The 26,963-nt window shown below is 67.4% G+C and carries 26 protein-coding genes; 15 read left to right on the top strand and 11 right to left on the bottom strand.

Annotated elements, in window-relative coordinates; translation table 11 throughout:
- Nucleotides 1-9 precede the first annotated feature (9 nt).
- Nucleotides 10-444 (top strand): carboxymuconolactone decarboxylase family protein, encoded by a 435-nt coding sequence (locus PcP3B5_RS15885; RefSeq protein ID WP_009621797.1) that lies wholly within the window; start codon nucleotides 10-12, stop codon nucleotides 442-444.
- Between the two features lie 258 nt (nucleotides 445-702).
- Nucleotides 703-2,040, top strand: coding sequence for a sigma-54 dependent transcriptional regulator (locus PcP3B5_RS15880; protein ID WP_009621799.1), 1,338 nt, complete (start codon nucleotides 703-705; stop codon nucleotides 2,038-2,040).
- 54 nt (nucleotides 2,041-2,094) lie between these two features.
- Here PcP3B5_RS15880 and PcP3B5_RS15875 read toward each other — a convergent pair whose 3' ends face one another.
- The 6 genes from PcP3B5_RS15875 to PcP3B5_RS15850 all read right to left on the bottom strand — a co-directional run bounded on the left by PcP3B5_RS15875 (nucleotide 2,095) and on the right by PcP3B5_RS15850 (nucleotide 7,039).
- Nucleotides 2,095-3,354: a coiled-coil domain-containing protein gene (locus PcP3B5_RS15875; RefSeq protein ID WP_061561823.1), complete on the bottom strand. Its 1,260-nt coding sequence runs from the start codon at nucleotides 3,352-3,354 to the stop codon at nucleotides 2,095-2,097.
- A 55-nt stretch (nucleotides 3,355-3,409) separates the two neighbouring features.
- Nucleotides 3,410-4,144, bottom strand: coding sequence for a hypothetical protein (locus PcP3B5_RS15870; protein WP_009621804.1), 735 nt, complete (start codon nucleotides 4,142-4,144; stop codon nucleotides 3,410-3,412).
- A gap of 43 nt (nucleotides 4,145-4,187) precedes the next feature.
- Nucleotides 4,188-4,868: a C39 family peptidase gene (locus tag PcP3B5_RS15865; protein WP_009621806.1), complete on the bottom strand. Its 681-nt coding sequence runs from the start codon at nucleotides 4,866-4,868 to the stop codon at nucleotides 4,188-4,190.
- 75 nt (nucleotides 4,869-4,943) lie between these two features.
- Nucleotides 4,944-5,963 (bottom strand): hypothetical protein, encoded by a 1,020-nt coding sequence (locus tag PcP3B5_RS15860; RefSeq protein WP_009621808.1) that lies wholly within the window; start codon nucleotides 5,961-5,963, stop codon nucleotides 4,944-4,946.
- A 52-nt stretch (nucleotides 5,964-6,015) separates the two neighbouring features.
- The gene (locus PcP3B5_RS15855; RefSeq protein WP_009621810.1) at nucleotides 6,016-6,591 is read right to left on the bottom strand and encodes a hypothetical protein; all 576 of its coding nucleotides are present in this window, start codon (nucleotides 6,589-6,591) and stop codon (nucleotides 6,016-6,018) included.
- Between the two features lies 1 nt (nucleotide 6,592).
- Complete coding sequence (locus PcP3B5_RS15850) at nucleotides 6,593-7,039, bottom strand: hypothetical protein (protein ID WP_058489851.1); 447 nt, start codon at nucleotides 7,037-7,039, stop codon at nucleotides 6,593-6,595.
- Nucleotides 7,040-7,643: 604 nt separating this feature from the next.
- Here PcP3B5_RS15850 and PcP3B5_RS15845 point away from each other — a divergent pair.
- Together PcP3B5_RS15845 and PcP3B5_RS15840 are read left to right on the top strand one after the other, a co-directional pair.
- Complete coding sequence (locus PcP3B5_RS15845; RefSeq protein WP_009621814.1) at nucleotides 7,644-8,474, top strand: undecaprenyl-diphosphate phosphatase; 831 nt, start codon at nucleotides 7,644-7,646, stop codon at nucleotides 8,472-8,474.
- 16 nt (nucleotides 8,475-8,490) lie between these two features.
- On the top strand, nucleotides 8,491-9,177 hold the full coding sequence (locus PcP3B5_RS15840) for a DUF1294 domain-containing protein (protein WP_061563281.1): 687 nt from the start codon (nucleotides 8,491-8,493) through the stop codon (nucleotides 9,175-9,177).
- Between the two features lie 6 nt (nucleotides 9,178-9,183).
- Here the strand turns inward: PcP3B5_RS15840 and PcP3B5_RS15835 are convergent, their stop codons facing one another.
- A complete protein-coding gene (locus tag PcP3B5_RS15835; protein ID WP_061561822.1) occupies nucleotides 9,184-10,089 on the bottom strand; it encodes a LysR substrate-binding domain-containing protein in 906 nt (301 codons plus the stop codon).
- Nucleotides 10,090-10,203: 114 nt separating this feature from the next.
- Here PcP3B5_RS15835 and PcP3B5_RS15830 point away from each other — a divergent pair, with 114 nt between their 5' ends.
- Nucleotides 10,204-10,812: an FMN-dependent NADH-azoreductase gene (locus PcP3B5_RS15830; RefSeq protein WP_061561821.1), complete on the top strand. Its 609-nt coding sequence runs from the start codon at nucleotides 10,204-10,206 to the stop codon at nucleotides 10,810-10,812.
- 51 nt (nucleotides 10,813-10,863) lie between these two features.
- Here the strand turns inward: PcP3B5_RS15830 and PcP3B5_RS15825 are convergent, their stop codons facing one another.
- On the bottom strand, nucleotides 10,864-11,337 hold the full coding sequence (locus PcP3B5_RS15825) for a thermonuclease family protein (RefSeq protein ID WP_061561820.1): 474 nt from the start codon (nucleotides 11,335-11,337) through the stop codon (nucleotides 10,864-10,866).
- Nucleotides 11,338-11,950: 613 nt separating this feature from the next.
- Between PcP3B5_RS15825 and tpx the strand changes: the two genes are divergently transcribed.
- From tpx to PcP3B5_RS15800, 5 genes are all read left to right on the top strand, one after another.
- Nucleotides 11,951-12,451, top strand: coding sequence for a thiol peroxidase (gene tpx, locus PcP3B5_RS15820; RefSeq protein ID WP_058070891.1), 501 nt, complete (start codon nucleotides 11,951-11,953; stop codon nucleotides 12,449-12,451).
- A 320-nt stretch (nucleotides 12,452-12,771) separates the two neighbouring features.
- A complete protein-coding gene (locus tag PcP3B5_RS15815) occupies nucleotides 12,772-14,082 on the top strand; it encodes an MdtA/MuxA family multidrug efflux RND transporter periplasmic adaptor subunit (RefSeq protein ID WP_024128895.1) in 1,311 nt (436 codons plus the stop codon).
- Complete coding sequence (locus tag PcP3B5_RS15810; RefSeq protein WP_061561819.1) at nucleotides 14,079-17,204, top strand: MdtB/MuxB family multidrug efflux RND transporter permease subunit; 3,126 nt, start codon at nucleotides 14,079-14,081, stop codon at nucleotides 17,202-17,204. The genes PcP3B5_RS15815 and PcP3B5_RS15810 overlap by 4 nt, the downstream gene beginning before the upstream one ends.
- Nucleotides 17,204-20,314: a multidrug efflux RND transporter permease subunit gene (locus tag PcP3B5_RS15805; RefSeq protein WP_061561818.1), complete on the top strand. Its 3,111-nt coding sequence runs from the start codon at nucleotides 17,204-17,206 to the stop codon at nucleotides 20,312-20,314. Before PcP3B5_RS15810 ends, PcP3B5_RS15805 begins: the two co-directional genes overlap by 1 nt.
- Nucleotides 20,311-21,798, top strand: coding sequence for an efflux transporter outer membrane subunit (locus PcP3B5_RS15800; protein WP_043316708.1), 1,488 nt, complete (start codon nucleotides 20,311-20,313; stop codon nucleotides 21,796-21,798). Before PcP3B5_RS15805 ends, PcP3B5_RS15800 begins: the two co-directional genes overlap by 4 nt.
- Nucleotides 21,799-22,074: 276 nt before the next feature.
- Here PcP3B5_RS15800 and PcP3B5_RS15795 read toward each other — a convergent pair whose 3' ends face one another.
- Nucleotides 22,075-22,620, bottom strand: coding sequence for a C40 family peptidase (locus PcP3B5_RS15795; protein WP_237143040.1), 546 nt, complete (start codon nucleotides 22,618-22,620; stop codon nucleotides 22,075-22,077).
- A gap of 202 nt (nucleotides 22,621-22,822) precedes the next feature.
- Between PcP3B5_RS15795 and PcP3B5_RS15790 the strand changes: the two genes are divergently transcribed.
- Together PcP3B5_RS15790 and PcP3B5_RS15785 are read left to right on the top strand one after the other, a co-directional pair.
- On the top strand, nucleotides 22,823-23,521 hold the full coding sequence (locus tag PcP3B5_RS15790) for an AzlC family ABC transporter permease (RefSeq protein WP_043272892.1): 699 nt from the start codon (nucleotides 22,823-22,825) through the stop codon (nucleotides 23,519-23,521).
- Nucleotides 23,518-23,832, top strand: coding sequence for an AzlD domain-containing protein (locus PcP3B5_RS15785; RefSeq protein WP_058489844.1), 315 nt, complete (start codon nucleotides 23,518-23,520; stop codon nucleotides 23,830-23,832). Before PcP3B5_RS15790 ends, PcP3B5_RS15785 begins: the two co-directional genes overlap by 4 nt.
- Nucleotides 23,833-24,090: 258 nt before the next feature.
- Here the strand turns inward: PcP3B5_RS15785 and PcP3B5_RS15780 are convergent, their stop codons facing one another.
- Entirely contained in the window at nucleotides 24,091-24,423 is a 333-nt protein-coding gene (locus PcP3B5_RS15780; RefSeq protein ID WP_061561817.1) for an antibiotic biosynthesis monooxygenase family protein, read from the bottom strand.
- A complete protein-coding gene (locus PcP3B5_RS15775) occupies nucleotides 24,420-25,142 on the bottom strand; it encodes a CTP synthase C-terminal region-related (seleno)protein (RefSeq protein ID WP_061561816.1) in 723 nt (240 codons plus the stop codon). The genes PcP3B5_RS15780 and PcP3B5_RS15775 overlap by 4 nt, the downstream gene beginning before the upstream one ends.
- Before the next feature lie 105 nt (nucleotides 25,143-25,247).
- Between PcP3B5_RS15775 and PcP3B5_RS15770 the strand changes: the two genes are divergently transcribed.
- The 3 genes from PcP3B5_RS15770 (at nucleotide 25,248) to PcP3B5_RS15760 (ending at nucleotide 26,958) form a co-directional block, all read left to right on the top strand.
- A complete protein-coding gene (locus PcP3B5_RS15770; RefSeq protein WP_061561815.1) occupies nucleotides 25,248-26,132 on the top strand; it encodes a LysR family transcriptional regulator in 885 nt (294 codons plus the stop codon).
- A gap of 79 nt (nucleotides 26,133-26,211) precedes the next feature.
- A complete protein-coding gene (locus tag PcP3B5_RS15765; protein ID WP_237143039.1) occupies nucleotides 26,212-26,475 on the top strand; it encodes a DUF6021 family protein in 264 nt (87 codons plus the stop codon).
- An 81-nt stretch (nucleotides 26,476-26,556) separates the two neighbouring features.
- Nucleotides 26,557-26,958: a GFA family protein gene (locus PcP3B5_RS15760; protein ID WP_061561814.1), complete on the top strand. Its 402-nt coding sequence runs from the start codon at nucleotides 26,557-26,559 to the stop codon at nucleotides 26,956-26,958.
- The last annotated feature ends 5 nt before the right edge of the window (nucleotides 26,959-26,963 follow it).

The raw sequence follows: 26,963 nt of genomic DNA, 5'->3' as shown, positions 1-26,963 counted from the left end.
GAGAGAGACATGAGTGCACGTATCGAATGGGCCGGGCAGTCCCCCAGCGCCTACAAGGCCATGCTCGGGCTGGAGCAGGCGCTGGCGAAGTCCGGCCTGGACCATGGCCTGCTGGAGCTGATCCGCCTGCGCGCCTCGCAGATCAACGGCTGCGCCTACTGCGTGAACATGCACGCCGACGACGCGCGCAAGGCCGGCGAGAGCGAGGCGCGCCTGCAGACACTCAGCGTCTGGCGCGAGACCAACTTCTTCAGCGCTCGCGAGCGCGCCGTGCTGGCCTGGGTGGAAAGCCTCACCCTGCTGGCCGAGAAGCACGCCCCGCAGGCGCAGTTCGACGCCCTGCGCGAACACTTCAACGACACCGAGATCGTCGACCTGACCCTGGCCATCGCCACCATCAACGCCTGGAACCGCTTCGGCGTCGGCATGGCCATGGTGCCCTGAACAGCCGGCTGCGGGCCCTCGTCACCCGGAAAAGACGATTTTCCGACGCGAGGTGAGTGGAAAGGGCATGAAGGAGGGCTTTCCCAGAGGCTTTCGGCATAAGTCAATAGGCCGGAACGGGCTGCTGAGATCGTTTCGGCATCGGCCTTATAGGAAAACGGTCAATGGACGCGTCAAGATATTGCTAGCTTTACAACTTGGAGCGCCAAGTTTCTGTTTTATAAAGTTTTTCAAAAAAATGGCGCCAAGGAAGGGAGCATGCTCGAAGTAGCGTCGAAACGGCGTCGCCTGCTGGTGGTCGATCCCTGCGATGACTGCCAGCGATTATTGCCCGGGCTCCGGGCAGCAGGGTGGGAGGTGGACAGTTGCGGGCTCGACGTGGCGAGCGAACGCAACTGCGACGTCGGCCTGCTGCGTCTGCATCCGCAACACCTGGAGCGCCCGGAGTCGGTGAAGGACCTCATCACCCGCAGCGGCACCGAGTGGATCGCGGTGCTCAGCCCGGACGCGTTGCCCATCCAGGAGGTGGGCGATTTCGTCTGCGAATGGTTCTTCGATTTCCATACCCTGCCGTTCGACGTGGCGCGGGTGCAGGTCACCCTCGGCCGCGCCTTCGGCATGGCGCGCCTGCGCGGGCGCGGCGGTACCTACCACAGCCTGGAGCACCAGCACGAGCTGCTCGGCGAGAGCCGCTCGATGCAGGAGCTGCGCCGCCTGCTGGCGAAGTTCGCGCCCACCGAGTCGCCGGTGCTGATCCGCGGCGAGAGCGGCACCGGCAAGGAGCTGGTGGCGCGTACCCTGCACCGCCAGTCGCGGCGGGCCAACCGGCCGTTCATCGCGATCAACTGCGGGGCCATTCCCGAGCACCTGATCCAGTCCGAGCTGTTCGGCCACGAGAAGGGCGCCTTCACCGGCGCGCACCAGCGCAAGATCGGCCGCTTCGAGCAGGCCAACGGCGGCACCCTGTTCCTCGACGAGATCGGCGACCTGCCCCTGGAGTTGCAGGCCAACCTGCTGCGGGTGCTGCAGGAGAAGCAGATCGAGCGCGTCGGCGGCAGCCAGCCCATCGCCGTGGACGTGCGGGTGCTGGCGGCCACCCACCTGGACCTGGAGAACGCCATCCGCACCGGCAGCTTCCGCGAGGACTTGTACTACCGTCTGAACGTGCTGCAGGTGTCGACCCTGCCGCTGCGCGAGCGCAATGGCGACCTGGCGCTGCTGGCCAACCACTTCGCCCACCTCTATAGCGTCGAGACCGGCCGCCGCCCGCGGCGCTTCAGCGACGACGCCCTGGCGGCGATGGCCGAACACGCCTGGCCGGGCAACGTGCGCGAGCTGGCCAACCGCGTGCGCCGTGGCCTGGTGCTGGCCGAAGGCAGGCAGATCGAGGCCCGCGACCTGGGCCTGGAGCGCCAGCGCGGCGGCTCCGGCAAGGTGCCGCTGGTGACCCTGGAGGAGTACAAGCTGGGCGCCGAGCGCCAGGCCATGTGCGACGCCCTGGCCCGCCACGGCGACAACCTGAGCCTGGCGGCGCGCATGCTGGGCATCTCGCGGCCGACCTTCTACCGCCTGCTGCACAAACACCAGCTGCGCTGAGCGAAGCGCAGCAACGACAACGGCCCCGAAAGGGGCCGTTGTCGTATGCGGGGTTCAGAAGTAGTAGGGGAATTTGACGCTGAAGCTGAAGTCCGGGGCATCGGGGCTGATGCCGATGGACAGGTTCGGCACTATGGTCAGGTTGTTGCTCCAGGCGTAGGTCAGGCCCCAGTTGAAGTAGGCCGCGTTGGCGTCGCTGTCGGTGATCGACTGCCAGTCGCCGCCGTCGGGCTTGAGCTTGCTCTTCTGCGAGATCAGGTCGGAGAAGGAGAACGACATGCTGGTCCTTTCGTTCAGCGCGAAGGCCACGCCGGCGCCGACCTGGAACCAGTCGCCCAGGTCCACCTTGCCGCCGAGCTTGGTGCCCTGCTGCGGGCTGATGTCGCTGAAGTCGCGCTCGAAGTTGTGGGTGTAGCTCAGGCTGGCGAAGAGCACCGCCGGGTCGACGGTCTTGACCAGCGAGATGCCCGGTGTGACGGACCAGACGCCGTTGCCGGTGGGCAGGTCGTCGGGCACGTTGAGGCTGTCGTTGTCCGGCGCGCGGACCAGCTTGATGCCGTAGGGGTCCTTGCCGGTGGGGGCTTTCACCCGCAGGCTGAACACCGCGTCCGGACGCGATTCGGTCTCGTCCATGAACTTGTAGGCGATGCCGAGGTTGACGTCGCCCAGGGTCGGGTCGCGGTCGACCTTCTCGTCGGTGGACTGCGCGGTGGAGTTGCCGGCGCCGGCCGAGGAGTAGGTGCTCTCGCGGTAGACCACGGGCACGTTGATGTCGAACTGCCAACGGTTGTTCCAGTTGTAGCGGCCGGTCAGGTCCAGGGTCCAGTTGTCGGCCTTGATGTTGTCCACGCCGATGTTGCCCAGGAAGATGGTGTCCAGCGCCAGGAAGCCGTTGAGGATCAGCTGCTTGGTGTCGTAGTGGGTGTAGGTCAGGCCCGTCTCGAAGCTGAAGGCGCCGTTGCCGAAGAAGCCGCTGGCCTCGTCGTAGAGGTTCTCCACGCTCTTGGGCGGGTTGTTGCTGTCGTCCTTGAGCGATTCGCCGTAGGAGCTTCCGGTGCCCGGCGGCGTCGGCTTGTTGGTGGCAGTGACCAGGCGCTTGGGCTGCGCCGGGGTCGCCGCCGGCTGTTCCTCTACCTGGCGAACCCGCTGCTCGAGCACCATGAGCGCTTTCTGTTGCGACTCGTAGCGTTGCTTGAGCTCGATGAGTTCCTGTTTCAGAGCCTCCACCTCGGCCTCCGTCGCAGCATGGACGAAGGTCGAGGGGAGCAAAGCGGATACACAGATTGCAGTGCGAAGCGTGAGCGATCGGTGCATGGCGCGCTATCCCTATCTTTATCGTTTGGGCACTACTTCCGCCACTGAGCGTAGATCACATTCCCATGGATCGCAGGCCCTTGAGCTGGTCGAGATTGCAATCCAGCGCTCCGACGGAAGGTGCGTTGTTACGCAGGACCACGTTCAGCTGGGTGAGGTTGTTGACCAGGTTGCTGCTACCCAGCAGGTTGGTGGCCTGCACCAGGCCGCCGGCCCCCAGTTGCTGGAGGCTCGAGCCTTGGCCGTTGGCGTTGATCGCCAACTGGATGTTCCCGTTGCCGGGGGACACGGTGACGGTGCCGGCGCCGTTGCTGGCGCTGACCGGGCCGTTCAGGGGCGTGCCCTGGTTGCTTGCGGCGGGCGCCTGGTCGGCTTCGCTCACGTTGATGCCGACATTGTTGTAGGCGGTGTTGTAGTCACCCGCCGAGCGTGCGCTCTGGGTGACGCCCTGGGTCTGGTTGAGCCCCGCGCCACCGACGATGCTGCCGGTCGCGGCCGAGGGTGTGCCGCCGTTGCCGGTTTCCTTGGTGGTGGTGACGTAGAACTGCGGTTTGATGGTGGATTCCTGGATCTGCATGCTCACCTTGGCGCCGATGTTGTCGCCGACGGCGTTTTTCCAGGTACTGCTCATGACGATGCCGAAGCTGATGATGCGCCCGGGCATGACGTAGCGGCCGCGCAATTGGGCCAGCTCCTGGTCGTGCAGCTCGATCGGCCGGAAAATCTCGGAGGCCTGGATCGGCAGGCTGGCCACCAGGCAGGCGGTGGCGAGCAGCGGAATGGTTCTCATCGTTCGCTCCCCGAGAGGATCCCACCTCTCGTTATCGTTTGGCTCACAGGAAGTCGCTCTGGATGAATCCGAAATCCATGAGCTCCGCGTCCTTGACGGGGCGGAAGGTATCGAGGCGGTTCTTCGCGGTCAGGGGTTCCGGCGGGCTCATCAGGGCGTTGGCCCTGTCGTAGCCGGGGCCGATGATGGCGAAGATGATGCCGTTCCAGCCCTTGAGAAAATCTTCTTCCGTGTAGCGCTTGTGGCCGAGCACGGGGTCGCCCACGTAGACGTGGCCGTTGTGCGTGCGCTGCAGCACGACGAAATGCTTGTAGCCGCGCACGTCCAGCAGCACGATCACCGGAATGGTCAGCTTCTCCAGGGAGGAGACCGGGATGCGGTAGCCGCGGGCCCGCATGCCGATGCTTTCCAGGTAGGTCTTCATGTCCAGCATGGAGAAGCCCTGGGTACGCACCAGTTGGGGGTCGGCCTTGACCAGCATGCCGCGGATGACGAACTCCTCGTCGACGTCGAGGTTGTAGCCGGTGCGCAGGATGGTGGCCAGTGCGGCGGCGCCGCAGCTGAAGTCGGTCTTCTGCTCCACCAGGTTGCTGAAGCGACGTTCGCGGATGCTCTCCACATGCTTATAGGCCAGCGTGCCCCCGGGCAGTATGGCGAAGGGCAGCTGCGCGGCCTGGAGCAGGCCGGAGCAGAGTGCGAGGAGCAGGAAAGCGAGCGTGCGCATGATCGTGACGCCTATGCCAGCGCTGAGAAAGGGGAGGCTCCGTTGCCGGAGCCTCCAGGTACAGCACGATGTCGCTTAGAAGCCAGTGACTGCGCCAGTGCTTACGCAAGCCTGGCAACCGGCGGCGATGGACAGCGAGTTGCTCTGTTGGTTGCCGACGCCGGCAGCAACGTTCACGCCTACGTTACCCGACACGCCGTTGAGCGAGCTGTTGATGGACGCGTTGTTCACGACCGGGTCCTTCCAGCCGCTGGGAACCAGGACCTGATAGGTAGCCTGGCCACGCAGATCGATGGAGCCCGACTCGCTGAAGTACAGCGGATCCTTGTCCACTTTGTTGCGGTCGTTGTCTTTGTAGTCGTGATGACCACCTTTTTCCGGGTCATCCAGCACTACGCCCGAGCCATGGCCCTGATAGGTGCCATGAGCGTAGAAGCTGGACTTGAGGGTCTTGGTGTCGAAGGTGGCGATGCCCAGGTTGGCTACGTTGTTGCCGCTGGAGGTCTGGCTGGCGCCGCTGTTGGCACCGGCCAGGCGCCCACCGGAAACGGCGGCGGCCATGTCGTTTTTCTGTTGGTTGTAGTTGCCGGCGGCGATGTTGATGCCGACGTTGCCCGAGGCGCCGTTGGCCGAGTTGTTCAGAGCGGCGTTGTTGGCGGTGGAGAAGTTCCAGGCAGTGTTGTTGGTGTTGGTCTGGGTCACCGAAGTGGACGCGTAGGCGGAGCCGAAGATGAAGTGTTCATCCGCGGTGGCCAGCGCGGCGGCATTGGCCTGCTGGTTCATGTCGCCAGCGGCGACGTTGGCCCCGACGTTGCCCGAAGCGCCACCCAGGGAGTTGCTGACACCTGCGGTGTTCTTGGTCCCCTGGTTGATGACGTTGTTGTCGTAGCTGTTCTGGCTATCGGTAACGGTAGCGCTGGCGCCGGCCTGAATCCGCGGGTCCTTGTACGGATCGTACTGCTGTTGGCCGTGATGGTTGTCGTGGTCATGGCCGTGGCGACGGTCACGATCATGGTCATTGCCTGCGTAAACACTTACAGCCATGACTGCCGTAACAGCGAAAACCAGAGGCTTGAGGGCCATTGTAGGTTTCATGGTGTATCTCCTTGCATTTAGTGTGCTTAGTGTTTCTGGTTGTTGGCGTGGGTCAATCTGCGACCCGGATGCTCAAGGTATTGGCAATGCGATTGCCGATACCGGCACTCTGGCTCACCTGGACCACCCCCCGGCTGCCGGCGAATGCCTGGTCGCTGGTGACGACCTGCCGACTGCCCATGGTGGAACCGGCTGGGCCGGAGTTCTGGGACAACGTGATGTTCTGCTGCGACAGCACGTTGTCGTCGACGCTCTGAGGCACCGCGGTGACGCTGATGCTCATGGCGTTGACCTGTTGGTTGGCGGTACCGGCGGCCTGGTTCACGCCCAGGGCGCCGCTGCCGTTGGAGAACGAGTTGCCGGTGATCGAGGCCTTGGCGGCCTGGCTCGGGTCGGCGGTGGTGATGACGGTCTGCTGGAACCGGGTGCTGGCGCCGCCGCTGGTGCCGATGGCGATGGCGCGGCCGTTGGCCTGTTGCTGTTCGTCGCCGGCGGCCTGGTTGACGCTGGCCACGCCGTTGTAGCCGCGCCCGGCGTTGTCGATGCTGGCGTTGTTCACCAGTTGCGGGTCGGCGGCGAAGGCGCTGGAGCAGCAGAGCAGGGCGAGAAGGGGCAGGCGTGCTTTCATGTCAGCGATCTCCCGTCAGCATGCGCAGCGGCGACAGGCCTTGCTGCACGGTGCGATTGACCGAGTTGGAGATGCCGGCGCCACTGCCGCCGCCGCCACCCAGGCTGCCGGACTGCAGCGTCTGGTTGGCGCCGTTGTCCATGCCCACCAGGTTGCCGCCCGGGAGAATCCGCTGGGACAGGCTCGAACCGCTGGTGACGCGGGCGAACTCGGCGTCATCCAGTTCGGCGTTGCCGACCTGGCGGTTGATCTGGGCGGAGATGTTCGGATTGACGGTGATCGGATTCGGATCGGGCACCATGGTCGGGCGGGTGGCGACCCGTGGCTGTACGGTGCGCTGGATGACGATGGTGCCGTCACCCGCTTGAACCGTCGGCGGCAACGCAGCAGCGGTCATGCAGGCGAGGGAGGCGAGCAGTCCGACGATCCTTGAGTCGATGTTCCCCATGATGGCGATCCCTTCTGGTGCGCTGTGCCCTAAACAGCAGTACCGGGATGGAGCAGAAGCCGTGCCGCTTTTGCTTATCGCTTGAAATTCATGGGCTTACGAATTACTGACAGAAACCTCTGAGAGAAACCTGTTTCGCCGTTGAGACAGAAGGATGGGTGGCCATCCCCACCAAAAGTGGGGCAAGTCCTCTGGAATGGGGCTTTGCGTGCAGGCGTATCAGCGTTGAAACAGTTTTTCGTGATGCCATCGTTGTTTGCGTCATTCCTGAGGCTGAGCACTCTCGGGCTGTTTCAGGGCTGATACATGATGGCCACTCAGAGGGGCTTTTGGTACGAATGTGCACTTTTCATTTCAAGGGCTTAGCGAAGGGAATGCGAGTGTTAAGGGAATGATCGCGAGCGCTGCCTGTCTCATTCCACCGCCTGTTCGCGGCCAGGGCCGGAGGGTAGGTTGCGCAGATGCGAGAAATTTTCGTTACACGCTGACCCGCGGCACTGCAATGCAGTAGCATGCCCAGCCTTTCGTCGGGCCCACCAGCGGGGCCGGATGGCTGCACACAAAACAGAAGAAACACGAAAAATGCGCCTTCGGGGGAAGCAGTATGGAGTTTTGGAATGCCTTTCAGGCGTTCGTCCTGGGAGTGGTCGAGGGGCTGACCGAGTTCCTGCCGGTGTCCAGCACCGGGCACCAGATCATAGTCGCCGACCTGCTGGGGTTCGTCGGTGAGCGGGCACAGGCTTTCAACATCATCATCCAGCTGGCCGCCATCCTGGCGGTGGTCTGGGAGTTCCGCGGCAAAATCCTCGAGGTCATCTGCGGCCTGCCCAGCCAGCCTCGCGCACAGCGTTTCACCGTCAACCTGCTGGTCGCCTTCTTCCCCGCAGTGGTGCTGGGCGTGGCCTTCGCCGACCTGATCCACCACTACCTGTTCAACCCCATCACGGTGGCGGCTGCGCTGGTGGTCGGCGGGGTAGTCATGCTCTGGGCCGAGAAGCGCGAGCACCGCATCCGCGCCGAGAGCGTCGACGACATGACCTGGAAGGACGCCCTGAAGGTCGGTTGCGCCCAGTGCCTGGCGCTGGTCCCCGGCACCTCGCGCTCCGGCGCCACCATCATCGGCGGCCTGCTGTTCGGCCTGTCGCGCAAGGCGGCCACGGAGTTCTCCTTCTTCCTGGCCATGCCGACCATGGTCGGCGCCGCCGTCTATTCCGGCTACAAGTACCGCGACCTGTTCCAGCCCAGCGACCTGCCGGTGTTCGCCGTGGGCTTCGTCACCTCCTTCATCTTCGCCATGATCGCTGTGCGCGGGCTGCTGAAGTTCATCGCCAATCATAGCTACGCGATGTTCGCCTGGTACCGCATCGGCTTCGGCCTGCTGATCCTGGCGACCTGGCAGTTCAGCCTGATCGACTGGAGCAGCGCCGCTCCCTGAGGCCGCGCGGATGAACATGGAAAAGGACGGCGTCATCAGCCGCTGGGACGACGACAAGGGCTTCGGCTTCATCCGCCCGCGCGCCGGCGGCGAGGAATTCTTCCTGCACATCTCGGCATTCCGCGGCGACCGCCGGCCCCAGGCCGGCGATGCGGTGCGCTTCGTCGCGGGTTCCGATCGCCAGGGCCGCCCGCGCGCCGAACATGCGCGCCTGGCCGGGCTGGCCGTGGACCTGCCCGAGATCCGCCGCAAGCCGGCGGCGCCTGCCACCCGCGCCAAGGTTCGCAGCGGCCGGCAGATCACCGAGCCGTCCCGGCCGAACGGCTGGGGCAGGACGCTGGGCTGGCTCGCTGCCTTGCTGCTATTGCCTGCGGTTGGCGCCGGCCGCCTGCTGCTCGCCGGCGCCGCGCCCTGGTGGCTGCTGGCCTACCCGCTGTTCAGCCTGGTCGCCTTCTTCGCCTACTGGCGCGACAAGCGCAGCGCCGAGCAGGGCGCCTGGCGCACGCCGGAACAGACCCTGCACCTGCTGGAACTGCTGGGCGGCTGGCCGGGAGCCTTCCTGGCCCAGCGCCTGCTGCGCCACAAGACGCGCAAGCCCAGCTACCAGTTGGTGTTCTGGGCGATAGTGCTGCTGCACCAGGTGTTCTGGCTGGACCGCCTGCTCGGTGGCGTGCTGCTGGCGCGGGTGCTGCCGGCGCTCTGAGCCGCCCTACAGCGGTTCGTCGCTGCGGCCGAAGCCCTCGGCCAGGTAATCGATCAGCGCCCGCACCGCCGGCAGCAGCCCGCGCCGGTGCGGGTACACCGCCTGGATAAAGGCCGCCGGTTCCTGCCAGTCGGGCAGCACCCGCACCAGTTGGCCGCTGGCCAGTTCTTCCAGGCAGTAATAGAGGGGCAGGGTGGTGATGCCCAGGCCGGCCAGCGCCACGTTCTTGCGCAGGTTGAAGTCTTCCGCCGCCAGGCGCGCTTCCAGGGCCAGTTCGCGGACTGCGCCGCCGGGGCCGTGCAACTGCAGGTGCACCTTGCGGTCGTTGCCGATGGCGCCCAGCACCGGCAGCCCGGCCAGGTCGTCCGGGCCCTGCAACCGGCGGCCGCGCAGCAGCTCCGGCGCGGCCACCAGCACTGCCGCGGCCGGGCGCAGGCGGCGGGTGACCAGCGACGGGTCCTCATCGCCGGGGGCGCGCACGCGCAGCGCCACGTCCACGCCTTCGTTGACCAGGTCGACGCGCCTGTTGGTCAGCAGCAGCTCCAGGTTGACCTGCGGATAGCTGGCGAGAAAGCCCGGCAGCATGGCGTTGAGCGACGTCTCGGCCATCGCCACCGGGCAGGACAGGCGCACCCGCCCGCGGGGCTCGGCGCTGAGCTGGGCGACCACCTCGTCGGCCATCTCCGCCTCCACCAGCATCGCCTGGCAGTGCCGGTAGTAGCGCTCGCCGATGGCGGTGAGCGCCAGCTTGCGCGTGGTGCGCTGCAGCAGGCGCGCGTTCAGGCGCGCCTCCAGCTCGGCGACGCGCCGCGACAACCGCGACTTCGGCAGCCCCAGTTCGCGGCCCGCGGCGGCGAAGCCACCGGCTTCCACCACCTTGGCGAAATAGAAGAGATCGTTGAGGTCCTGCATGGGATTGTCTTGCTGATGGGACGATTCATCGCATTTTTGCCGACTTATCGCTCATTGGCTACATGCGTAGCATCCATCCCATCGCTTCCTACCCCCATTCACAGGAGCCACCCCATGAAACTTCTGCACATCGATTCCAGCATCCTCGGCGACGCCTCCGCCTCCCGCCAGCTCAGCCAGGAAGTGGTCCAGGCCTGGGCCGCCGCCGAGCCGGGCGTACAGGTGACCTACCGTGACCTGGCCGCCGACGCCATCAGCCACCTGTCCGCCGCCAGCCTGGTCGCCGCCGGCACCCCGGCGGAACTGCGCGACGCCGCGCAGAAGCACGAAGTCGCCCTGGGCGAGAACAGCATCGAGGAATTCCTCGCCGCCGACGCCATCGTCATCGGCGCGCCCATGTACAACTTCACCGTGCCCAGCCAGCTGAAGGCCTGGATCGACCGCATCGCCGTGGCCGGCAAGACCTTCCGCTACACCGAGAACGGCCCGCAGGGCCTGGCTGGCGGCAAGAAGGTGATCATCGTCTCCACCGCCGGCGGCCTGCACGCCGGCCAGCCGAGCGGCGCCGCCCACGAGGACTACCTGAAGCTGGTGCTGGGCTTCCTCGGCATCACCGACATCGAAGTGATCCGTGCCGAGGGCCTGGCCTACGGCGAGGAACCGCGCGCCAACGCCATCAAGGGCGCCCGCGCCGAGATCGCCTCGACCTTCGCCAGCGCCTGATCCGCTGCGAGTGGAACGACGAAGCCCCGGCAGTGCCGGGGCTTCGTGCTTTCAGGGCGTGCGCGCCGGCCGCCACAGGCCGACCTTGCGCGCCTTCGCTTCCTGTTCCTCGAAGTTGTACTGGGCGCGCTCTTCCTCGCCCTGGGGATCGTCCACCCGCCAGCGCGCCATGCCCACGGCAAGCTGCGCCCGGCCGACGTCCAGGGTATGGCCGCAGCCCGGACAGTCCGCGGGCTCCACCCATACGGCGGCGCTGAGCGCACCGGCGGCTTCCTCGCGCGGCAGCACCAGGGTGGCGCTGCGGCCCTCGGCCAGGCGCCGCAGGTTGTCCAGGGAAGCCTGGGCATAGGGTTCGCCGGCCCTGGGCGCCTCGATGCCGCGCAGACGCACATCGACGCTGCGCTCGGCCAGGCGGCAGGTCAGGCGATCGCCGCTGGCGACGGCGGTGACCTGGCAGGGGCCGTCGGTCTGGGCGAGAGCGGGGAGGGAGAGGGCGAGGAGCAGGGCGGGATGAAGCAGTCGCATGGAGCCTCCTGAGGGTGTGGTTGCAGGATAGCGTCGCAAGGGGGCTGTGTCGTCGGATGGTCCGGTGCGGCTGGTGGGGCGATCGCGGACGGAGTCCGCTCCTGCCGCATGAGTGAGCATGGCTTTTCGTAGGATGGTGTTGAGCGAAGCGATACCCATCACCGCAACCGCATGGGTTTCGCAAGCTCAACCCATCCTACGAAGAGCGCCCCGGTGCGGCCCGCAAGACAGTTGCTCCTACGACCGTGCTTTCCTGGAGCCGTTCGCCTGCGGTTTGCGCATTGTGGTTCAGGGAGCCTGGTGATTGCGCTTCATGCCGAACGGTTCCCTCTCACGCTTGCGGGGGAGGGTTAGGGAGGGGGAGCGGAGTAGAGGTTTGGCAGAGGTGTGCGGGCGGAGTCCGTTGCCCTCACCCCAGCCCTCTCCCGGAGGGAGAGGGGGCTGTTCGGAGTGGGGGGAGAATCCTGAGTCATCCTGATACGCCTCACCTTACCCCGTCATTCCCGACAGATTCACTCGGACAAGTTCATGCTAGGATGACGCCCGGCCCCGAAATCCCCGGCCCCGCCGGCCTCTCCGGCGGGGCCATCCCCTCGATAGAAGGAATACCGCAATGGCTCAAGTCACCCTCAAGGGCTCCCCGATCAACGTCGACGGCAAACTGCCGCAGAAAGGCGAAAAGGCCCCGGCCTTCAAGCTGGTCGGCGGCGACCTGGCCGACGTGACCCTGGAGAACTTCGCCGGCAAGCGCAAGGTGCTGAACATCTTCCCCAGCGTCGACACCCCGACCTGCGCCACCTCCGTGCGCAAGTTCAACGTCGAGGCCAGCAAACTGGCCAACACCGTGGTGCTGTGCATCTCCGCCGACCTGCCGTTCGCCCAGAAGCGCTTCTGCGGCGCCGAAGGCCTGGACAACGTGGTCAACCTGTCGACCATGCGTGGCGCCGACTTCCTGGCCAACTACGGCGTGGCCATCGCCAGCGGCCCGCTGGCCGGCCTGGCCGCCCGTGCCGTAGTGGTGCTGGACGAGAACGACCAGGTGCTGCACAGCCAACTGGTCGGTGAGATCGCCGACGAGCCCGACTACGCCGCCGCCGTCGCCGCGCTGAGCTGATCGCCCGCCGCAGCCCCGGCTGCCGCAGGCCCCGGATGCCGCCCCGCCCAATGGCCGGGCGGCATCTTCGTTTTTGGCGCTGCGCAGGGAGCAGCAGCCCTGGCCCTGCTGCTGTGGCAACAGTTGCGGCGCAACCTCGCCCGGGCGCCGTAACTCTCGGTAAAACAAAGGTAAATAGCGGGTAAAGAGGCTTTGCCCGGCGCCTTGCTGTGCTTATCGTTCGACCCTGAAGGTATAGAAGTGTGGGCGCCGCGTCGTGGATGCGGCGCTTTGCCTTGCGCCTCGTTATCATCCAAACCTTTGGCCGCCTGATGACCGCTATGACTCCAAGCAATGGAACGCCCTCGAAACTCCGCAAGCTGCGCCCCTGGCTGATCACCGCCGCCGTCTTCGCCGCCGTGGTGGGGTTGAGCATGTGGCTGCACAAGACCAGCTCGGCGCCGGAGCCCCAGGCCGGCGGCGGGCGCGGCGCTCGCGGGGCGGCCATGGCCGGGCGCGGGCCGGGCGGGCAGGGTGGCGGCACCGCCATCACCGTCAGCGTGGCGCCGGTGGCCAAGGGCGATCTGCCGGTGCACTACCACGCGCTGGGCACCGTCACCGCCTACAACACGGTGAACGTGCGCGCGCGGGTCAGCGGCCAACTGGTCAAGGTGCCGTTCCAGGAAGGCCAGCAGGTCAAGGCCGGCGACGTCCTCGCGGTGATCGACCCGCGGCCCTTCCAGGCGGCGCTGGACCAGGCGGTGGGCACCCTGCAGCAGAACCAGGCGCAGCTGAAGAACGCGCAGATCGACCTGGCGCGCTACAAGGGCCTGTACGCCGAGGACTCCATCGCCAAGCAGACCCTCGACACCCAGGAAGCGCTGGTGCGCCAGTACGAAGGCACCCTGCGCACCAACCAGGGCCAGGTCGACGACGCCAAGCTCAACCTCGAGTTCACCCAGGTGCGCGCGCCCATCTCCGGCCGCGTCGGCCTGCGCCAGGTGGACGTCGGCAACCTGGTCACCTCCGGCGACACCACGCCGCTGGTGGTGATCACCCAGGTCAAGCCGATCTCCGTGGTGTTCAGCCTGCCGCAGCAGCAGCTGGGCACCGTCGCCCGCCAGCTGTCCGGCAGCCAGCCGGTGCCGGTGGAGGCGCTGGACCGCAACCAGAACCTGACCCTCGCCAGCGGCGTGCTCAAGACCCTCGACAACCAGATCGACACCACCACCGGCACGGTCAAGCTCAAGGCCGTCTTCGAGAACGCCGACCAGAAGCTGTTCCCCAACCAGTTCGTCAACGTGCGGCTGCTCGCCGAGACCCTGCATGGCGTGCTGACCATCCCGGCCAACGCCGTGCAGCGCGGCAACGACGGCACCTACGTGTACATCGCCGACGCCGGGAACAAGGCCAAGCGCCAGCTAGTCAGCCTGGGCACCAGCGAGAACGAGCGGGTGGTCATCACCGAGGGCCTGAAGGAAGGCCAGCGCGTGGTGGTGGAGGGCACCGACCGCCTGCGCGACGGCACCCTCCTGCACATAGTCGCCAGCGACGAACAGGCCCGCGCCGCCGCCACCGAGGAGGGCGAGGCGGCCTCGCCGAAACCCTTCGGCTCGGGCTCCCCAGCCCAGGACAGCGGTAAGAGCGAATGAACCCGTCGCGCCTGTTCATCCTGCGGCCGGTCGCCACCACGCTGTTGATGGTGGCGATCCTGCTGTCTGGCATCATCGCCTACCGCTTCCTGCCGATCTCGGCGCTGCCGGAGGTGGACTACCCGACCATCCAGGTGGTCACCCTGTACCCCGGCGCCAGCCCGGACATCATGACTTCGTCGGTCACCGCGCCGCTGGAGAACCAGCTGGGGCAGATCCCCGGGCTCAACGAGATGTCCTCCACCAGCTCCGGCGGCGCCTCGGTGATCACCCTGCAGTTCAGCCTGCAGGTCGACCTGGACGTAGCCGAGCAGGAAGTGCAGGCGGCGATCAACACCGCGCAGAGCCTGCTGCCCAAGGACCTGCCCAACCAGCCGGTGTACAGCAAGGTCAACCCGGCCGACGCGCCCATCCTGACCCTGGCGGTGATGTCCCCGGACATGCCGCTGCCGAAGATCCAGGACCTGGTCGATACGCGCCTCGCGCAGAAAATCTCGCAGATCTCCGGCGTCGGCCTGGTCAGCATCAGCGGCGGCCAGCGCCCGGCCGTGCGCATCCGCGCCAACCCCGCGGCCCTGGCCGCCGCCGGGCTGAGCCTGGAAGACCTGCAGAGCACCATCACCAGCAACAACCTCAACGGGCCCAAGGGCAGCTTCGACGGCCCGACGCGCTCCTCGACCCTCGACGCCAACGACCAGCTCAAGTCCGCCGACGCCTACCGCGACCTGATCATCGCCTACAAGAACGGCTCGCCGCTGCGCGTGCGCGACGTCGCCAGCGTCGAGGACGATGCCGAGAACGTGCGCCTGGCCGCCTGGGCCAACGACACCCCGGCGGTGGTGCTGAACATCCAGCGCCAGCCGGGGGCCAACGTCATCGAGGTGGTGGACAGCGTCAAGAAGATGCTGCCGCAGCTGCAGGCGACCCTACCGGGCAACCTGGAAGTCACGGTGCTCACCGACCGCACCACCACCATCCGCGCCTCGGTGGCCGACGTGCAGTTCGAGCTGTTCCTCGCCGTGTGCCTGGTGGTGATGGTCACCTTCCTGTTCCTGCGCAACCTCTCGGCCACCCTGATCCCCAGCTTCGCCGTGCCGCTGTCGCTGATCGGCACCTTCGGCGTCATGTACCTGGCCGGCTTCTCCATCAACAACCTGACGCTGATGGCGCTGACCATCGCCACCGGCTTCGTGGTGGACGACGCCATCGTCATGGTGGAGAACATCGCCCGCTACCTGGAGCAGGGCGACAGCCCCCTGGAAGCGGCGCTCAAGGGCTCCAGGCAGATCGGCTTCACCATCATCTCGCTGACCTTCTCGCTGATCGCCGTACTCATCCCGCTGCTGTTCATGGGCGACGTGGCCGGGCGGCTGTTCCGCGAGTTCGCCGTGACCCTGGCGGTGGCCATCCTGATTTCCGGCTTCGTCTCCCTGACCCTCACGCCGATGCTCGCCGCCAAGCTGCTCAAGCACATCGAGCCGGAGCAGGAAGGCCGCTTCGCCCGCGCCGCCGGGCGCTTCATCGAACGCATGATCGAGCGCTACGCCGCCGCCCTGCGCGTGGTGCTGCGCCACCAGGGGCTGACCCTGCTGGTGGCCATCGGCACCCTGCTGCTGACCGCCGCGCTCTACCTGTTCATGCCCAAGGGCTTCTTCCCGGTACAGGACACCGGGGTGATCCAGGGCATCGCCGAGGCGCCGCAGTCGATCTCCTTCCAGGCCATGGCCAGCCGCCAGCAGGAACTGGCCAAGGTGGTCCTGGCCGACCCGGACGTGGAGAGCCTGTCGTCCTTCATCGGCGTCGACGGCAGCAACGCCACCCTCAACACCGGGCGCATGCTGATCAACCTCAAGCCCCACAGCGAGCGCGACCTCACCGCCAGCGAGGTGATCCGCCGCCTGCAGCCGGAACTGGACAAGGTCGCCGGCATCAAGCTGTACCTGCAGCCGGTGCAAGACCTCACCATCGAAGACCGCATCGCCCGCACCCAGTACCAGTTCACCCTGCAGGACGCCGACCCCGAGGTGCTCGCCGAATGGGTGCCGAAGCTGGTGGAACGCCTGCAGCAGCTGCCGCAATTGGCCGACGTGGCCAGCGACTGGCAGGACAAGGGCCTGCAGGCCTACATCGACATCGACCGCGACACCGCCTCGCGCCTGGGCGTGAGCCTGTCGAGCATCGACAGCGTGCTCTACAGCGCCTTCGGCCAGCGGCTGATCTCCACCATCTTCACCCAGGCCACCCAGTACCGCGTGGTGCTGGAGGTGGCGCCGGACTTCCAGCTCGGCCCGCAGTCGCTGGAGAACCTCTACGTGCCGGCCAGCGACGGCACCCAGGTGCGCCTGTCGAGCCTGGCGAAGGTGGAGGAGCGCCACACCCTGCTGGCGGTCAACCACATCGCCCAGTTCCCCTCGGCGACGCTGTCCTTCAACCTGGCCAAGGGCGTGGCCCTGGGCGAGGCGGTGCAGGCCATCCGCGACGTCGAGGCGCAGATGCAGATGCCGGCCAGCCTGGAAGGCAGCTTCCGTGGCGCCGCCGAGGCCTTCGAAGCGTCGCTGTCCAACACCCTGCTGCTGGTGCTGGCCTCCATCGTCACCATGTACATCGTGCTGGGCATCCTCTACGAGAGCTTCATCCACCCGGTGACCATCCTCTCCACGCTGCCCTCGGCCGGCGTGGGCGCGCTGCTGGCGCTGATGCTGGCCGGGCAGGACATCGGCATCGTGGCGATCATCGGCATCATCCTGCTGATCGGCATCGTCAAGAAGAACGCGATCATGATGATCGACTTCGCCCTGGACGCCGAACGCAACGAGGGCAAGCCGCCCCATGAGGCCATCTACCAGGCCTGCCTGCTGCGCTTCCGGCCGATCCTGATGACCACCATGGCCGCGCTGCTGGGCGCGCTGCCGCTGATGCTCGCCGGCGGCGCCGGCGCCGAGCTGCGCCAGCCGCTGGGCGTGACCATGGTCGGCGGCCTGCTGCTGAGCCAGCTGCTGACGCTGTTCACCACCCCGGTGATCTACCTCTACTTCGACCGCCTGGCGCTGCGCTGGGCCAACTGGCGCAAGCGCCACGGGCTGGACGTGAACAGCCCCGACGAAGGCCTGGAGCAGGGCTGATGAACATCTCCCGCCCGTTCATCCTGCGGCCGGTGGCGACCTTGCTGCTGACCCTGGCGCTGCTGCTGGCCGGGGCGCTGTCCTTCGGCCTGCTGCCGGTGGCGCCGCTGCCCAACGTCGATTTCCCGACCATCGTGGTGCAGGCGGCGTTGCCCGGCGCCAGCCCGGAGACCATGGCCAGCACCGTGGCCACGCCGCTGGAGCGCTCGCTGGGGCGCATCGCCGGGGTCACCGACATGACCTCCACCAGTTCCCTGGGCAACACCACCGTCATCGTCCAGTTCGACCTGTCCAAGGACATCGACGGCGCCGCCCGCGAGGTGCAGTCGGCGATCAACGCGGCCATGAGCCTGCTGCCCACCGGCATGCCGAACAACCCGACGTACCGCAAGGCGAACCCGTCGGACCAGCCGATCATGATCCTCACCCTGACCTCGGACACCTACACCCGCGGGCAGATGTACGACCTGGCCTCGACCATCGTCTCGCCCAAGCTGTCCCAGGTGAAGGGCGTGGGCCAGGTGAGCATCGGCGGCTCCTCGCTGCCGGCGGTGCGGGTGGACGTCAACCCGGACCAGCTCAGCCACTACGGCATTTCCCTGGACACGGTGCGCACCGCCATCGACAACACCAACGCCACCGGGCCCAAGGGCGCCCTGGAGTTCGGCGGGCGGCACTGGCAGGTGGACGCCAACGACCAGCTGCGCAAGGCCAGCGAGTACGCGCCGCTGATCATCCACTACAACGCCGAGACCAACGCCGCGGTGCGCCTGCGCGACGTGGCCAAGGTCAGCGACTCGGTGGAGGACGTGCGCAACGCCGGCTTCTCCGACAACCTGCCGGCGGTGCTGCTGATCGTCACCCGCCAGCCCGGCGCCAACATCATCGAGGCCACCGACGCCATCCACGCGCAGCTGCCGATCATCCAGGACGTGCTCGGCCCGCAGGTCAAGCTCAGCGTCATGGACGACCGCAGCCCGTCGATCCGCTCCTCCCTGGAGGAGGCCGAGCTGACCCTGGTGATCTCGGTGCTGCTGGTGATCCTGGTGGTCTACCTGTTCCTGCGCAACGGCCGCGCCACGCTGATCCCCAGCCTGGCGGTGCCGGTGTCGCTGGTGGGCACCTTCGCCGTCATGTACCTGTGCGGCTTCTCGCTGAACAACCTGTCGCTGATGGCGCTGATCATCGCCACCGGCTTCGTGGTGGACGACGCCATCGTCGTGGTGGAGAACATCGCCCGGCGCATCGAGGAGGGCGACCACCCGATCCGGGCGGCCATCCGCGGCGCCCGCGAGGTGAGCTTCACGGTGCTGTCGATGACCCTCTCGCTGGTGGCGGTGTTCATCCCGCTGCTGCTCATGGGCGGCATCACCGGGCGGCTGTTCCGCGAGTTCTCGGTGACCCTGGCGGCGGCCATCCTGGTTTCGCTGGTGGTTTCCCTGACGCTCACGCCCATGCTCTGCGCGCGCCTGCTGCGTCGCGCCGAGCGGCCGCAAAAGGCCTCGGTGGCGCGGCAGAGCAACCGCTACTTCGTCGCCTTCATGCTGCGCTACCGCGCCAGCCTCGCCTGGGCGCTGGAGCACTCGCGGCTGATGGTGGTGATCATGTTCGGCTGCATCGCGCTGAACCTCTACCTGTTCGCCATCGTGCCCAAGGGCTTCCTGCCGCAACAGGACTCCGGGCGCCTGCGCGGTTTCGCGGTGGCCGACCAGAGCATTTCCTTCCAGGCCCTGGACAAGAAGATGGCGGAGTTCCGCAACATTCTCTCCCGGGACCCGGGGGTGGAGAACGTGGTCGGCTTCGTCGGCGGCGGCAGGTGGCAGTCGAGCAACACCGGCTCCTTCTTCGTCACCCTCAAGCCCATCACCGAGCGCGACTCCGCCGAGGCCATAGTCGCGCGGCTGCGCAAGAAGCTGGCGGAAATCCCCGGCGCCAACCTCTACCTCACCGCCGGCCAGGACGTGCGCATCGGCGGCCGGCAGAGCAACGCGCAGTACGAGTTCACCCTGCGCAGCGACGACCTCACCCTGCTGCGCGACTGGGCGCCGAAGGTCGAGGCGGTGCTGAACAAGGTCCCGCAACTGGTGGACGTCAACAGCGACGCCCAGGACAAGGGCGTGCAGAGCCGCCTGGTGATCGACCGCGATCGCGCGGCCAGCCTCGGCATCGACGTGGCGGCGGTGGACGCGGTGCTGAACAACGCCTACGGCCAGCGCCAGGTGTCGACCATCTTCAACCCGCTGAACCAGTACCATGTGGTGATGGAGGTGGACCAGCCGTTCCAGCAGACCCCCGAAGAGCTGCGCCAGGTCTACGTGATCGGCGCCGACGGCCAGCAGGTGCCGCTGTCGGCCTTCACCCACGTGGAGCCCAGCCGCGCGCCGCTGGCGGTCAACCACCAGGGGCAGTTCGCCGCTACCACCTTCTCCTTCAACCTGGCTCCCGGCGCGCTCATCGGCCCGGCCCGCGACGCGGTGATGGCGGCCCTGGAGCCGCTGCACCTGCCGCTGGAGATCCAGGCCAGCTTCGAAGGCAACGCCGGCGCCGTGCAGGACACCCAGAACGACATGCCCTGGCTGATCCTGCTGGCGCTGGTGGCGGTCTACATCGTCCTGGGCATCCTCTACGAAAGCTATGTGCACCCGCTGACCATCCTTTCCACGCTGCCCTCGGCTGGGGTGGGCGCGCTGCTGACGCTGATGCTGTTCCGCACCGAGCTGTCGCTGATCGCGCTGATCGGGGTGATCCTGCTGATCGGCATCGTCAAGAAGAACGCCATCATGATGATCGACTTCGCCCTGGACGCCGAGCGCACTCTCGGCCTGTCGCCGCGCGAGGCCATCCTCGAAGCCTGCATGAAGCGCTTCCGGCCGATCATGATGACCACCCTGGCTGCCATCCTCGGCGCGCTGCCGCTGATCTTCGGCATCGGCGGCGACGCCGCGCTGCGCCGCCCGCTGGGCATGACCATCGTCGGCGGCCTGATCGGCAGCCAGTTGCTCACCCTCTACACCACCCCCGTGGTCTACCTCTACCTCGACCGCCTGCGCCACTGGGTCAACCAGAAGCGCGGCGTGCGCACCGACGGCGCCCTGGAGACTCCGCTATGAACCGCCCGAACCCATCCCGCAGCCTGCTCGCCCTGGCGCTGTGCGCAGCGCTCGCCGGCTGCGCGGTCGGCCCCGACTACCAGCGCCCCGAGCTGAGCGTGCCGGCCGCCTTCAAGGAGGGCGAGGGCTGGCGCCTGGCGCAGCCGGCCGACCTGGCGGGCCACGGCCAGTGGTGGACGCTGTACGCCGACCCGGTGCTGGACGACCTGCAGCAGCGCTTGCTCAAGGCCAACCAGACCCTGGCGCAGTCCGAGGCCTCCTACCGCCAGGCCGCCGCCCTGGTGAAGGGCTCGCGCGCCTCCTTCTTCCCGACCATCAGCGCCGACGTCGGCAAGACCCGCTCCGGCCAGGGCGGCAGTGGCAGCGGCAGCGTGCGCCTGCCCGATGGCTCCACGGTCAGCAGTGGCGGCAGCGGCGGTATCAGCAACAGCTACAGCGCGAGCCTGGGCGTGAGCTGGGAACTGGACCTGTGGGGCAAGCTGCGCCGCCAGCTGGAAGCCGACACCGCCAGCCGCGACGCCAGCGCCGCGGACCTGGCCGCCTCGCGCCTGTCGCTGCAGTCGCAACTGGCACAGAACTACCTGCAGCTGCGCGTCATGGACCAGCAGATCAAGCTGCTCAACGACACGGTCGAGGCCTACGAACGCGCGCTCAAGCTGACCACCAACCAGTACAACGCCGGCATCGTCACCAAGGCCGACGTGGCCCAGGCGCGCACCCAGCTCAAGAGTACCGAAGCCCAGGCCATCGACCTCAAGTACCAGCGCGCGCAGCTGGAGCACGCCATCGCCGTGCTGGTGGGCCAGGCCCCGGCCAACTTCGGCCTGGCCGCCACCGGCCAGGTGCCGAAGCTGCCGGCGATCCCGGCGCTGGTACCCTCGCAGCTGCTGGAGCGGCGCCCGGACATCGCCGCCGCCGAGCGCCAGGTGATCTCGGCCAACGCCAAGATCGGCGTGGCCAAGGCCGCCTGGTACCCGGACCTGACCCTCAGCGCCGCCGGCGGCTACCGCAGCGGCAGCTTCCACGACTGGATCGAGACGCCCAACCGCTACTGGTCCATCGGCCCGCAGTTCGCCATGACGCTGTTCGACGGCGGCCTGATTTCCTCCCAGGTGGAACAGGCCGAGGCCAGCTACGACCAGACCGTGGCCAGCTACCGCCAGACCGTGCTCGATGGCATGCGCGAGGTGGAGGACTACATGGTCCAGCTCAAGGTGCTGGAAGAGGAGAGCGGGGCGCAGAACGAAGCCCTGGACGCCGCCCGCGAAGCCCTGCGCCTGACCAGCAACCAGTACAAGGCCGGCACCGTGGACTACAACAGCGTGGTCACCACCCAGACCACCGCGCTGTCCAACGAGCGCAACGTCCTGAGCCTCTATGGCAACCGCCTGGTGGCCAGCGTGCAACTGATAGCCGCCATGGGCGGCGGCTGGGACGCCGGCCAGATCGCCACCGAAGGCGAGAAGGCGGCCAAGGCCGATTGACCCCGCCCCTCTCCGTAGGGCGCATAACGCCTATGGCGTTATCCGCCGTTTGGCCTCGGTTCCCGGCGGCTCCGGGATTGATCTGGGCGTTGGCCATGACCCCGGTGTCTCGGCGGATAACCGCGAACGGTTATACGCCCTACGTCAAGGTCGGGTCTGGCGTAGGGCGCATAACGCCTACGGCGTTATCCGCCGTTTGACCTTGATTCCCGGTGGCTCCGGGGTTGGCCTGGGCGTTGGCTGTGGCCTCGGTGTATCGGCGGATAACCGCGAACTTCAGTGCCTGAACCGCCTCGCCGTGGTGAAATTACGATCCCAATAATTGTTGCTCAACGAATCGATGCGCACCGACTTGCCGCTGCGCGGCGCGTGAATGAAGCGGTCGTCGCCCAGGTACAGCCCGACATGGCTGACCCGCGCGCCGCCATTGTGGCTGAAGAACACCGCATCCCCCGGCTTGAGCGCGTGGCGCGGCACCTGGCGGTGCTTCTGGCGGATCATCGAACGGGTGGTGCGCGGCAGTTCCAGGCCGATCTCCTTGCGGAACAGGTAGACCAGCAGGCCGCTGCAATCGAAGCCGGTTTTCGCCGAGGTACCTCCCCAGCGGTACGGCGTGCCCACCAGTTCCTGCGCGCTCTGCAGCAGGCGGTGCATGTCGCCGTCCGGGGCGCCGGGCTTCAGGCCGGGCTGCGCGCCGGGGCTGAAGAACTGCGTCAGGGCGCCTTCCTGCGCCTGGTAGCTGCGCCAGGTCGGCGCGTCCAGCAGGTCGGCCGATGTGGCCAGGGGAAACAGGCAGAACAACGACAGCAGGAAGATACGCACGACAGGGACCGCAAGGAGGTAGTGGGAGCTGTAGCCATCCTAGGTATCGGCCTACGAACGGTCAGTCGGAAAATTCATCTACTCCAGGCGGAAAGTGCCTAACACTTTCCAATGCGCCACTGGCAAGTGCGCAAGAACGTTCAAGGCGGGCGACGAAGGTTTCTGCCAAGCTGGGCGCCTTACTGCCTCGAAAGCGTCATCCATGTCAGAACAACTGCTTCCCTCCCGCGCCTTCCTCAAGGGCGCCATCGCCATCCTGCCGCTGTCCATCGCGGTGCTGCCCTGGGGCCTGCTGGCCGGCTCGCTGGCCATCGAGGCCGGCCTCTCGCCGCTGCACGGCCAGGGCCTGTCGGCCATCGTCTTCGCCGGCGCCGCGCAACTGGTGGCCATCGGCATGCTCAAGGGCGGCGCCGGGTTCTTCTCGATCATGATCACCACGCTGCTGCTGACCTCGCAGCACCTGCTCTACGGCATGAGCATGCGCCCGGTGATCGCCGGACTGCCCGGGCGCTGGCGCCTGGGCCTGGGCTTCCTGCTCACCGACGAGTTCTTCGCCCTGACCAGCCAGCACGACCGCGAGACCTTCAACCGCTGGTACGCTCTGGGCGTGGGCCTGACCTTCTACGTGGCCTGGAACCTCTTCACCCTGGCCGGCGTGCTGCTGGGCAGCAGCATCCCGGGCCTGGAGCACCTGGGCCTGGACTTCTCCGTGGCCGCCACCTTCGTGGCGCTGATCGCGCCGGTGGTGCGCAGCGTGCCGACGGTGGTCTGCGTGGCGGTGTCGCTGTTCTGCTCGGTGCTGTTCAGCTACTGGCAACTGGGCTCGGCCCTGGTACTCGCGGGCCTGGCGGGCATGACCGCAGGCTTTGTCTGCAACAAGTTCGGCGGGAGGTCGGCATGATGGTGTGGGCCGTGATCATCGGCATGGGGCTGATCGTCTTCTTCAACCGCTACGTGTTCCTTGAACCGCGCCTGCCCATCCGCCTGGGCAGCAACGTCCGGCAGTTCCTCGGCTTCGCCGTGCCGGGGATGCTCACGGCCATCTGCGGGCCCATCGTGTTCCTGCCCGAGCACCAGCTGAACCTGCGCCCGGACAACCCCTACCTGCTGGGCTCGCTGGTGGCGGTGGGGCTGGTGCTGTGGACGCGCAACACGCTGCTCAGCGTGCTGCTGAGCATGGGGGTGTTCTTCCTGTTGCGCTGGTGGTTGTAGCGAATCGCGGACGGAGTCCGCTCCTACATGGCGGCGTCTTTCGTAGGATGGTGTTGAGCGAAGCGATACCCATCGCCGTGGCAGCATGGGTTTCGCAGGTCACCCCATCCTACGACCGTGCGTCCCTGGATCCGTAAGGCGAATAACCGTTCGCGGTTATCCGCCGATACACCGACGCCATGGCCAACGCCCATGTCTCCCCTGGAGTCGCCGGGGATCAAGGCTAAACGGCGGATAACGCCGTAGGCGTTATGCGCCCTACGGGCAGTGGCGTTCGAACCCATAGGCTCGCTCGACCCTCGCCACCCGCACGCGAAAGCGTTCGTACCAATCCCGCCGCCCACCTTCACGCGCCAGCTTGTGCTCGGCATTCTCCCGCCACCGGCGAATGCTGTCTTCGTCCTGCCAGTACGACACCGTGATACCCAGCCCGTCCTCTCCACGCGCCGACTCCACCCCAAGGAACCCCGGCTGTTCCGCCGCCAGTTCGAGCATGCGCTCGGCCGCCTCGCCGTAACCGGCTTCCAGCGGCGTGCGCAGCGAGGTGAAGATCACCGCGTAGTAGGGTGGCTCGGGCGTCGTGGCAATCATGCTGCGCTCCTGGCGTACTGGTTGGCGGCGCGCAGGAAGGCTTCGGCCAGGGGCACGCTGACCCCGGCCAGGGCCTTGCGCTCGGGTTGGAACAGGGTGGCGACGAAGAACGGATGGTCGCTGGCCTCCAGGGCGCGGATGCTGCCGTCCTCGCCGTGGGCGGTGGCGTGCAGGCCGCTGTCGAACAGCGCCTCCTGGTAATCCGGGTTGACGCCATAGCTGCAGCGATAACCTTCGCGGATGCTCGGCTTGCCGTAGACGCTGGCCAGGCGCGAGCCGGGCTGCAGGCGGATGTCCTCGCGCACCTCGATCAGCGAGCAGGGCAGGGCGTGGATCACCGGCCGCGCCGCGCGGGGTTCGACCTCGCCGTGGGCGGCGTCGTCCCAGCCCAGGACGTTGCGGGCGCGCTCCAGCAGCGCGTGCTGGAAACCGGCGCAGGTGCCCAGGTAGGGCACGCCGCGGGTGCGCGCGTAGGTGATGGCGCGCAGCGCGCCCTCGGTGCTGCGGTAGGGGCTGCCGGGGGTGCACCAGAAGCCGGAATAGGCATCCAGCGCCAGGCCGTTGGCCAGCCGTTCGGTATCCAGCCACTCCAGGCGCAGGGCGCCGGCATGGGGCAGCAGCGACTGCTGCAGCGCCAGGGGAATGGCCCAGTGCGCGGTGACCCGGCTGTCGCGGTCGCCGATCAGGCCGATCCGCAGTAGTTTCCGCACCTTCCGCATCGCTCGTTCCCCCTGCGCTGGCGCCCGTTGGCGGGCTTCTCCGGGCAATTTATAGTTGCGCCGATGCAATCGAAATGGGCGGTTGCGCAATTCAAGAGTGCGTCAATGCAATATCGACTGGAATACGCCGACCTGTCCCTGGTACTGGCTCTAGTGCGCGGCGGCAGCCTGGCGCGGGCGGCGGAACTGCTGGCGGTGGACGTGTCCACGGTGTTCCGCGCGGTGCGCCGGCTGGAGAAGGCCCTGGGCATGGCGCTGTTCGAGAAGGGCCGCGCCGGCTACCTGCCCAGCGCCACCGCGCAACAGCTGGCGCGCCAGGCGGAACTGGCCGAGCAGGCCCTGGAGGCGGCGCGGGTGGGCCTGGAGCAGGGCCGCGAAGTGCTCAGCGGCACGGTGCGCCTGACCTGCACCGACGCCGTGCTGCACGGCCTGCTGCTGCCGGCGCTGGGCCGTTTCATGGGCGGCTACCCCGGCCTGCACCTGGAACTCTCCACCTCCAACGCCTTCGCCAACCTCAGCCGGCGCGACGCCGACGTCGCCCTGCGCCTGACCACCGCGCCGCCGGACTACCTGGTGGGCCGCTGCCTGGGCGAGGTGCGCTACGCCCTGTGCGCCCACGAAAGCTACCTGGCCGCCCAGGCCGGGCGCGACTGGAGCGAACTGAGCTGGATAGCCCCGGACGAATTCATGCCCGACCACCCCAGCGTCGCCTGGCGCCGCCAGCTGTACCCGGCGCTCACCCCGGCCTACCGTTGCGGCAGCATCCTCTCGGTGCTCGAACTGTGCCGCGCCGGCCTGGGCCTGGCGGCGCTGCCGGACTACCTGCTGCGCGAAGGCGACGGCCTGCGCGTGCTGCAGCACGACCTGCCGGGTTGCGCCACCGCGCTGTGGCTGCTGACGCGGCCGGACTGCCGGGCCCTGCGCACCGTGGTCACGCTGTTCGAGGAACTGGCGCGGCACATCCGCCTGCCGCCGCCAGCCGGACATTGAACGGCTGTCCGACGAAAAGAACGAACCTGCGCCCGCCATCGTCCTCCAATGGCCATCGCCGCATCGACCGGAGGTCGCCATGAACCCGACTCTGCACAAATGGCTGGGCAACCCCTGGCCGCAACGCGACGGCGAAAACGCCGCCCGCGGCCTGCCGGGCTACCCGCGGGACGCCGAGCAGGACGCGGAAATCGCCAGGACCCTGGGCTTCGACCCCGACTCGCCGGACCTGGCCGACCCGCAGATCGACCCGCCGCAGCCGCCCCACCCACCCCGCGAAGGCCCCAGCCCGCAGCGCCACAAACGCGCGCCGGGCGAGCAGTACCCGCCTTATGGCGACTGAGGCCGGACCAGCCAACGGCAGGGCTGCATCGCCCGTGCACATCCCCTAGACTGGCGTCTTTCATGGATAGGGGAGCAAGGCATGTACCGGGGAAGCTGTCTGTGCGGCGCCATCGCCTTCGTGCTCGAAGGCGAGCTGGCGCCCATCCAGGTCTGCCACTGCGGGCAGTGCCGCAAGGCCCAGGGCGGGCCTTTCGCCACCAACATCCCGGTGCGCCGCGAGGCCTTGCGCCTGCTGGCGGGCCAGGAACAGCTGCGCGCCTTCGAGTCCTCGCCGGGCAAGCGCCGCTGGTTCTGCGCGCGCTGCGGCTCGCCGATCTACAGCGAACGCGACGCCTTGCCCGGCATCCTGCGGCTGCGTGCCGGCGCCCTCGACGGGGAGTTGCCGAGCCGCCCGGAGGCTCATTACTACGTGGCCTCGGCGGCCAACTGGTGGCCGCTGGACGACGACCTGCCGCGCCATCCCGCCGGCAAGCCCGGTTGAGCGCG

It is taken from the genome of Pseudomonas citronellolis, from assembly GCF_001586155.1.
GTDB lineage: Bacteria > Pseudomonadota > Gammaproteobacteria > Pseudomonadales > Pseudomonadaceae > Pseudomonas > Pseudomonas citronellolis.
The sequence above is the reverse complement of the archived record's forward strand: the minus strand, read 5'-3'. Positions and strand labels throughout refer to the sequence as shown.

Coding starts and splice junctions, on each gene's coding strand:
- PcP3B5_RS15885 (WP_009621797.1), top strand. CDS start 10: ATGAGTGCACGTATCGAATGGGCCGGGCAGTCCCCCAGCGCCTACAAG.
- PcP3B5_RS15880 (WP_009621799.1), top strand. CDS start 703: ATGCTCGAAGTAGCGTCGAAACGGCGTCGCCTGCTGGTGGTCGATCCC.
- PcP3B5_RS15875 (WP_061561823.1), bottom strand. CDS start 3,354: ATGCACCGATCGCTCACGCTTCGCACTGCAATCTGTGTATCCGCTTTG.
- PcP3B5_RS15870 (WP_009621804.1), bottom strand. CDS start 4,144: ATGAGAACCATTCCGCTGCTCGCCACCGCCTGCCTGGTGGCCAGCCTG.
- PcP3B5_RS15865 (WP_009621806.1), bottom strand. CDS start 4,868: ATGCGCACGCTCGCTTTCCTGCTCCTCGCACTCTGCTCCGGCCTGCTC.
- PcP3B5_RS15860 (WP_009621808.1), bottom strand. CDS start 5,963: ATGAAACCTACAATGGCCCTCAAGCCTCTGGTTTTCGCTGTTACGGCA.
- PcP3B5_RS15855 (WP_009621810.1), bottom strand. CDS start 6,591: ATGAAAGCACGCCTGCCCCTTCTCGCCCTGCTCTGCTGCTCCAGCGCC.
- PcP3B5_RS15850 (WP_058489851.1), bottom strand. CDS start 7,039: ATGGGGAACATCGACTCAAGGATCGTCGGACTGCTCGCCTCCCTCGCC.
- PcP3B5_RS15845 (WP_009621814.1), top strand. CDS start 7,644: ATGGAGTTTTGGAATGCCTTTCAGGCGTTCGTCCTGGGAGTGGTCGAG.
- PcP3B5_RS15840 (WP_061563281.1), top strand. CDS start 8,491: ATGGAAAAGGACGGCGTCATCAGCCGCTGGGACGACGACAAGGGCTTC.
- PcP3B5_RS15835 (WP_061561822.1), bottom strand. CDS start 10,089: ATGCAGGACCTCAACGATCTCTTCTATTTCGCCAAGGTGGTGGAAGCC.
- PcP3B5_RS15830 (WP_061561821.1), top strand. CDS start 10,204: ATGAAACTTCTGCACATCGATTCCAGCATCCTCGGCGACGCCTCCGCC.
- PcP3B5_RS15825 (WP_061561820.1), bottom strand. CDS start 11,337: ATGCGACTGCTTCATCCCGCCCTGCTCCTCGCCCTCTCCCTCCCCGCT.
- tpx (WP_058070891.1), top strand. CDS start 11,951: ATGGCTCAAGTCACCCTCAAGGGCTCCCCGATCAACGTCGACGGCAAA.
- PcP3B5_RS15815 (WP_024128895.1), top strand. CDS start 12,772: ATGACTCCAAGCAATGGAACGCCCTCGAAACTCCGCAAGCTGCGCCCC.
- PcP3B5_RS15810 (WP_061561819.1), top strand. CDS start 14,079: ATGAACCCGTCGCGCCTGTTCATCCTGCGGCCGGTCGCCACCACGCTG.
- PcP3B5_RS15805 (WP_061561818.1), top strand. CDS start 17,204: ATGAACATCTCCCGCCCGTTCATCCTGCGGCCGGTGGCGACCTTGCTG.
- PcP3B5_RS15800 (WP_043316708.1), top strand. CDS start 20,311: ATGAACCGCCCGAACCCATCCCGCAGCCTGCTCGCCCTGGCGCTGTGC.
- PcP3B5_RS15790 (WP_043272892.1), top strand. CDS start 22,823: ATGTCAGAACAACTGCTTCCCTCCCGCGCCTTCCTCAAGGGCGCCATC.
- PcP3B5_RS15785 (WP_058489844.1), top strand. CDS start 23,518: ATGATGGTGTGGGCCGTGATCATCGGCATGGGGCTGATCGTCTTCTTC.
- PcP3B5_RS15780 (WP_061561817.1), bottom strand. CDS start 24,423: ATGATTGCCACGACGCCCGAGCCACCCTACTACGCGGTGATCTTCACC.
- PcP3B5_RS15775 (WP_061561816.1), bottom strand. CDS start 25,142: ATGCGGAAGGTGCGGAAACTACTGCGGATCGGCCTGATCGGCGACCGC.
- PcP3B5_RS15770 (WP_061561815.1), top strand. CDS start 25,248: ATGCAATATCGACTGGAATACGCCGACCTGTCCCTGGTACTGGCTCTA.
- PcP3B5_RS15765 (WP_237143039.1), top strand. CDS start 26,212: ATGAACCCGACTCTGCACAAATGGCTGGGCAACCCCTGGCCGCAACGC.
- PcP3B5_RS15760 (WP_061561814.1), top strand. CDS start 26,557: ATGTACCGGGGAAGCTGTCTGTGCGGCGCCATCGCCTTCGTGCTCGAA.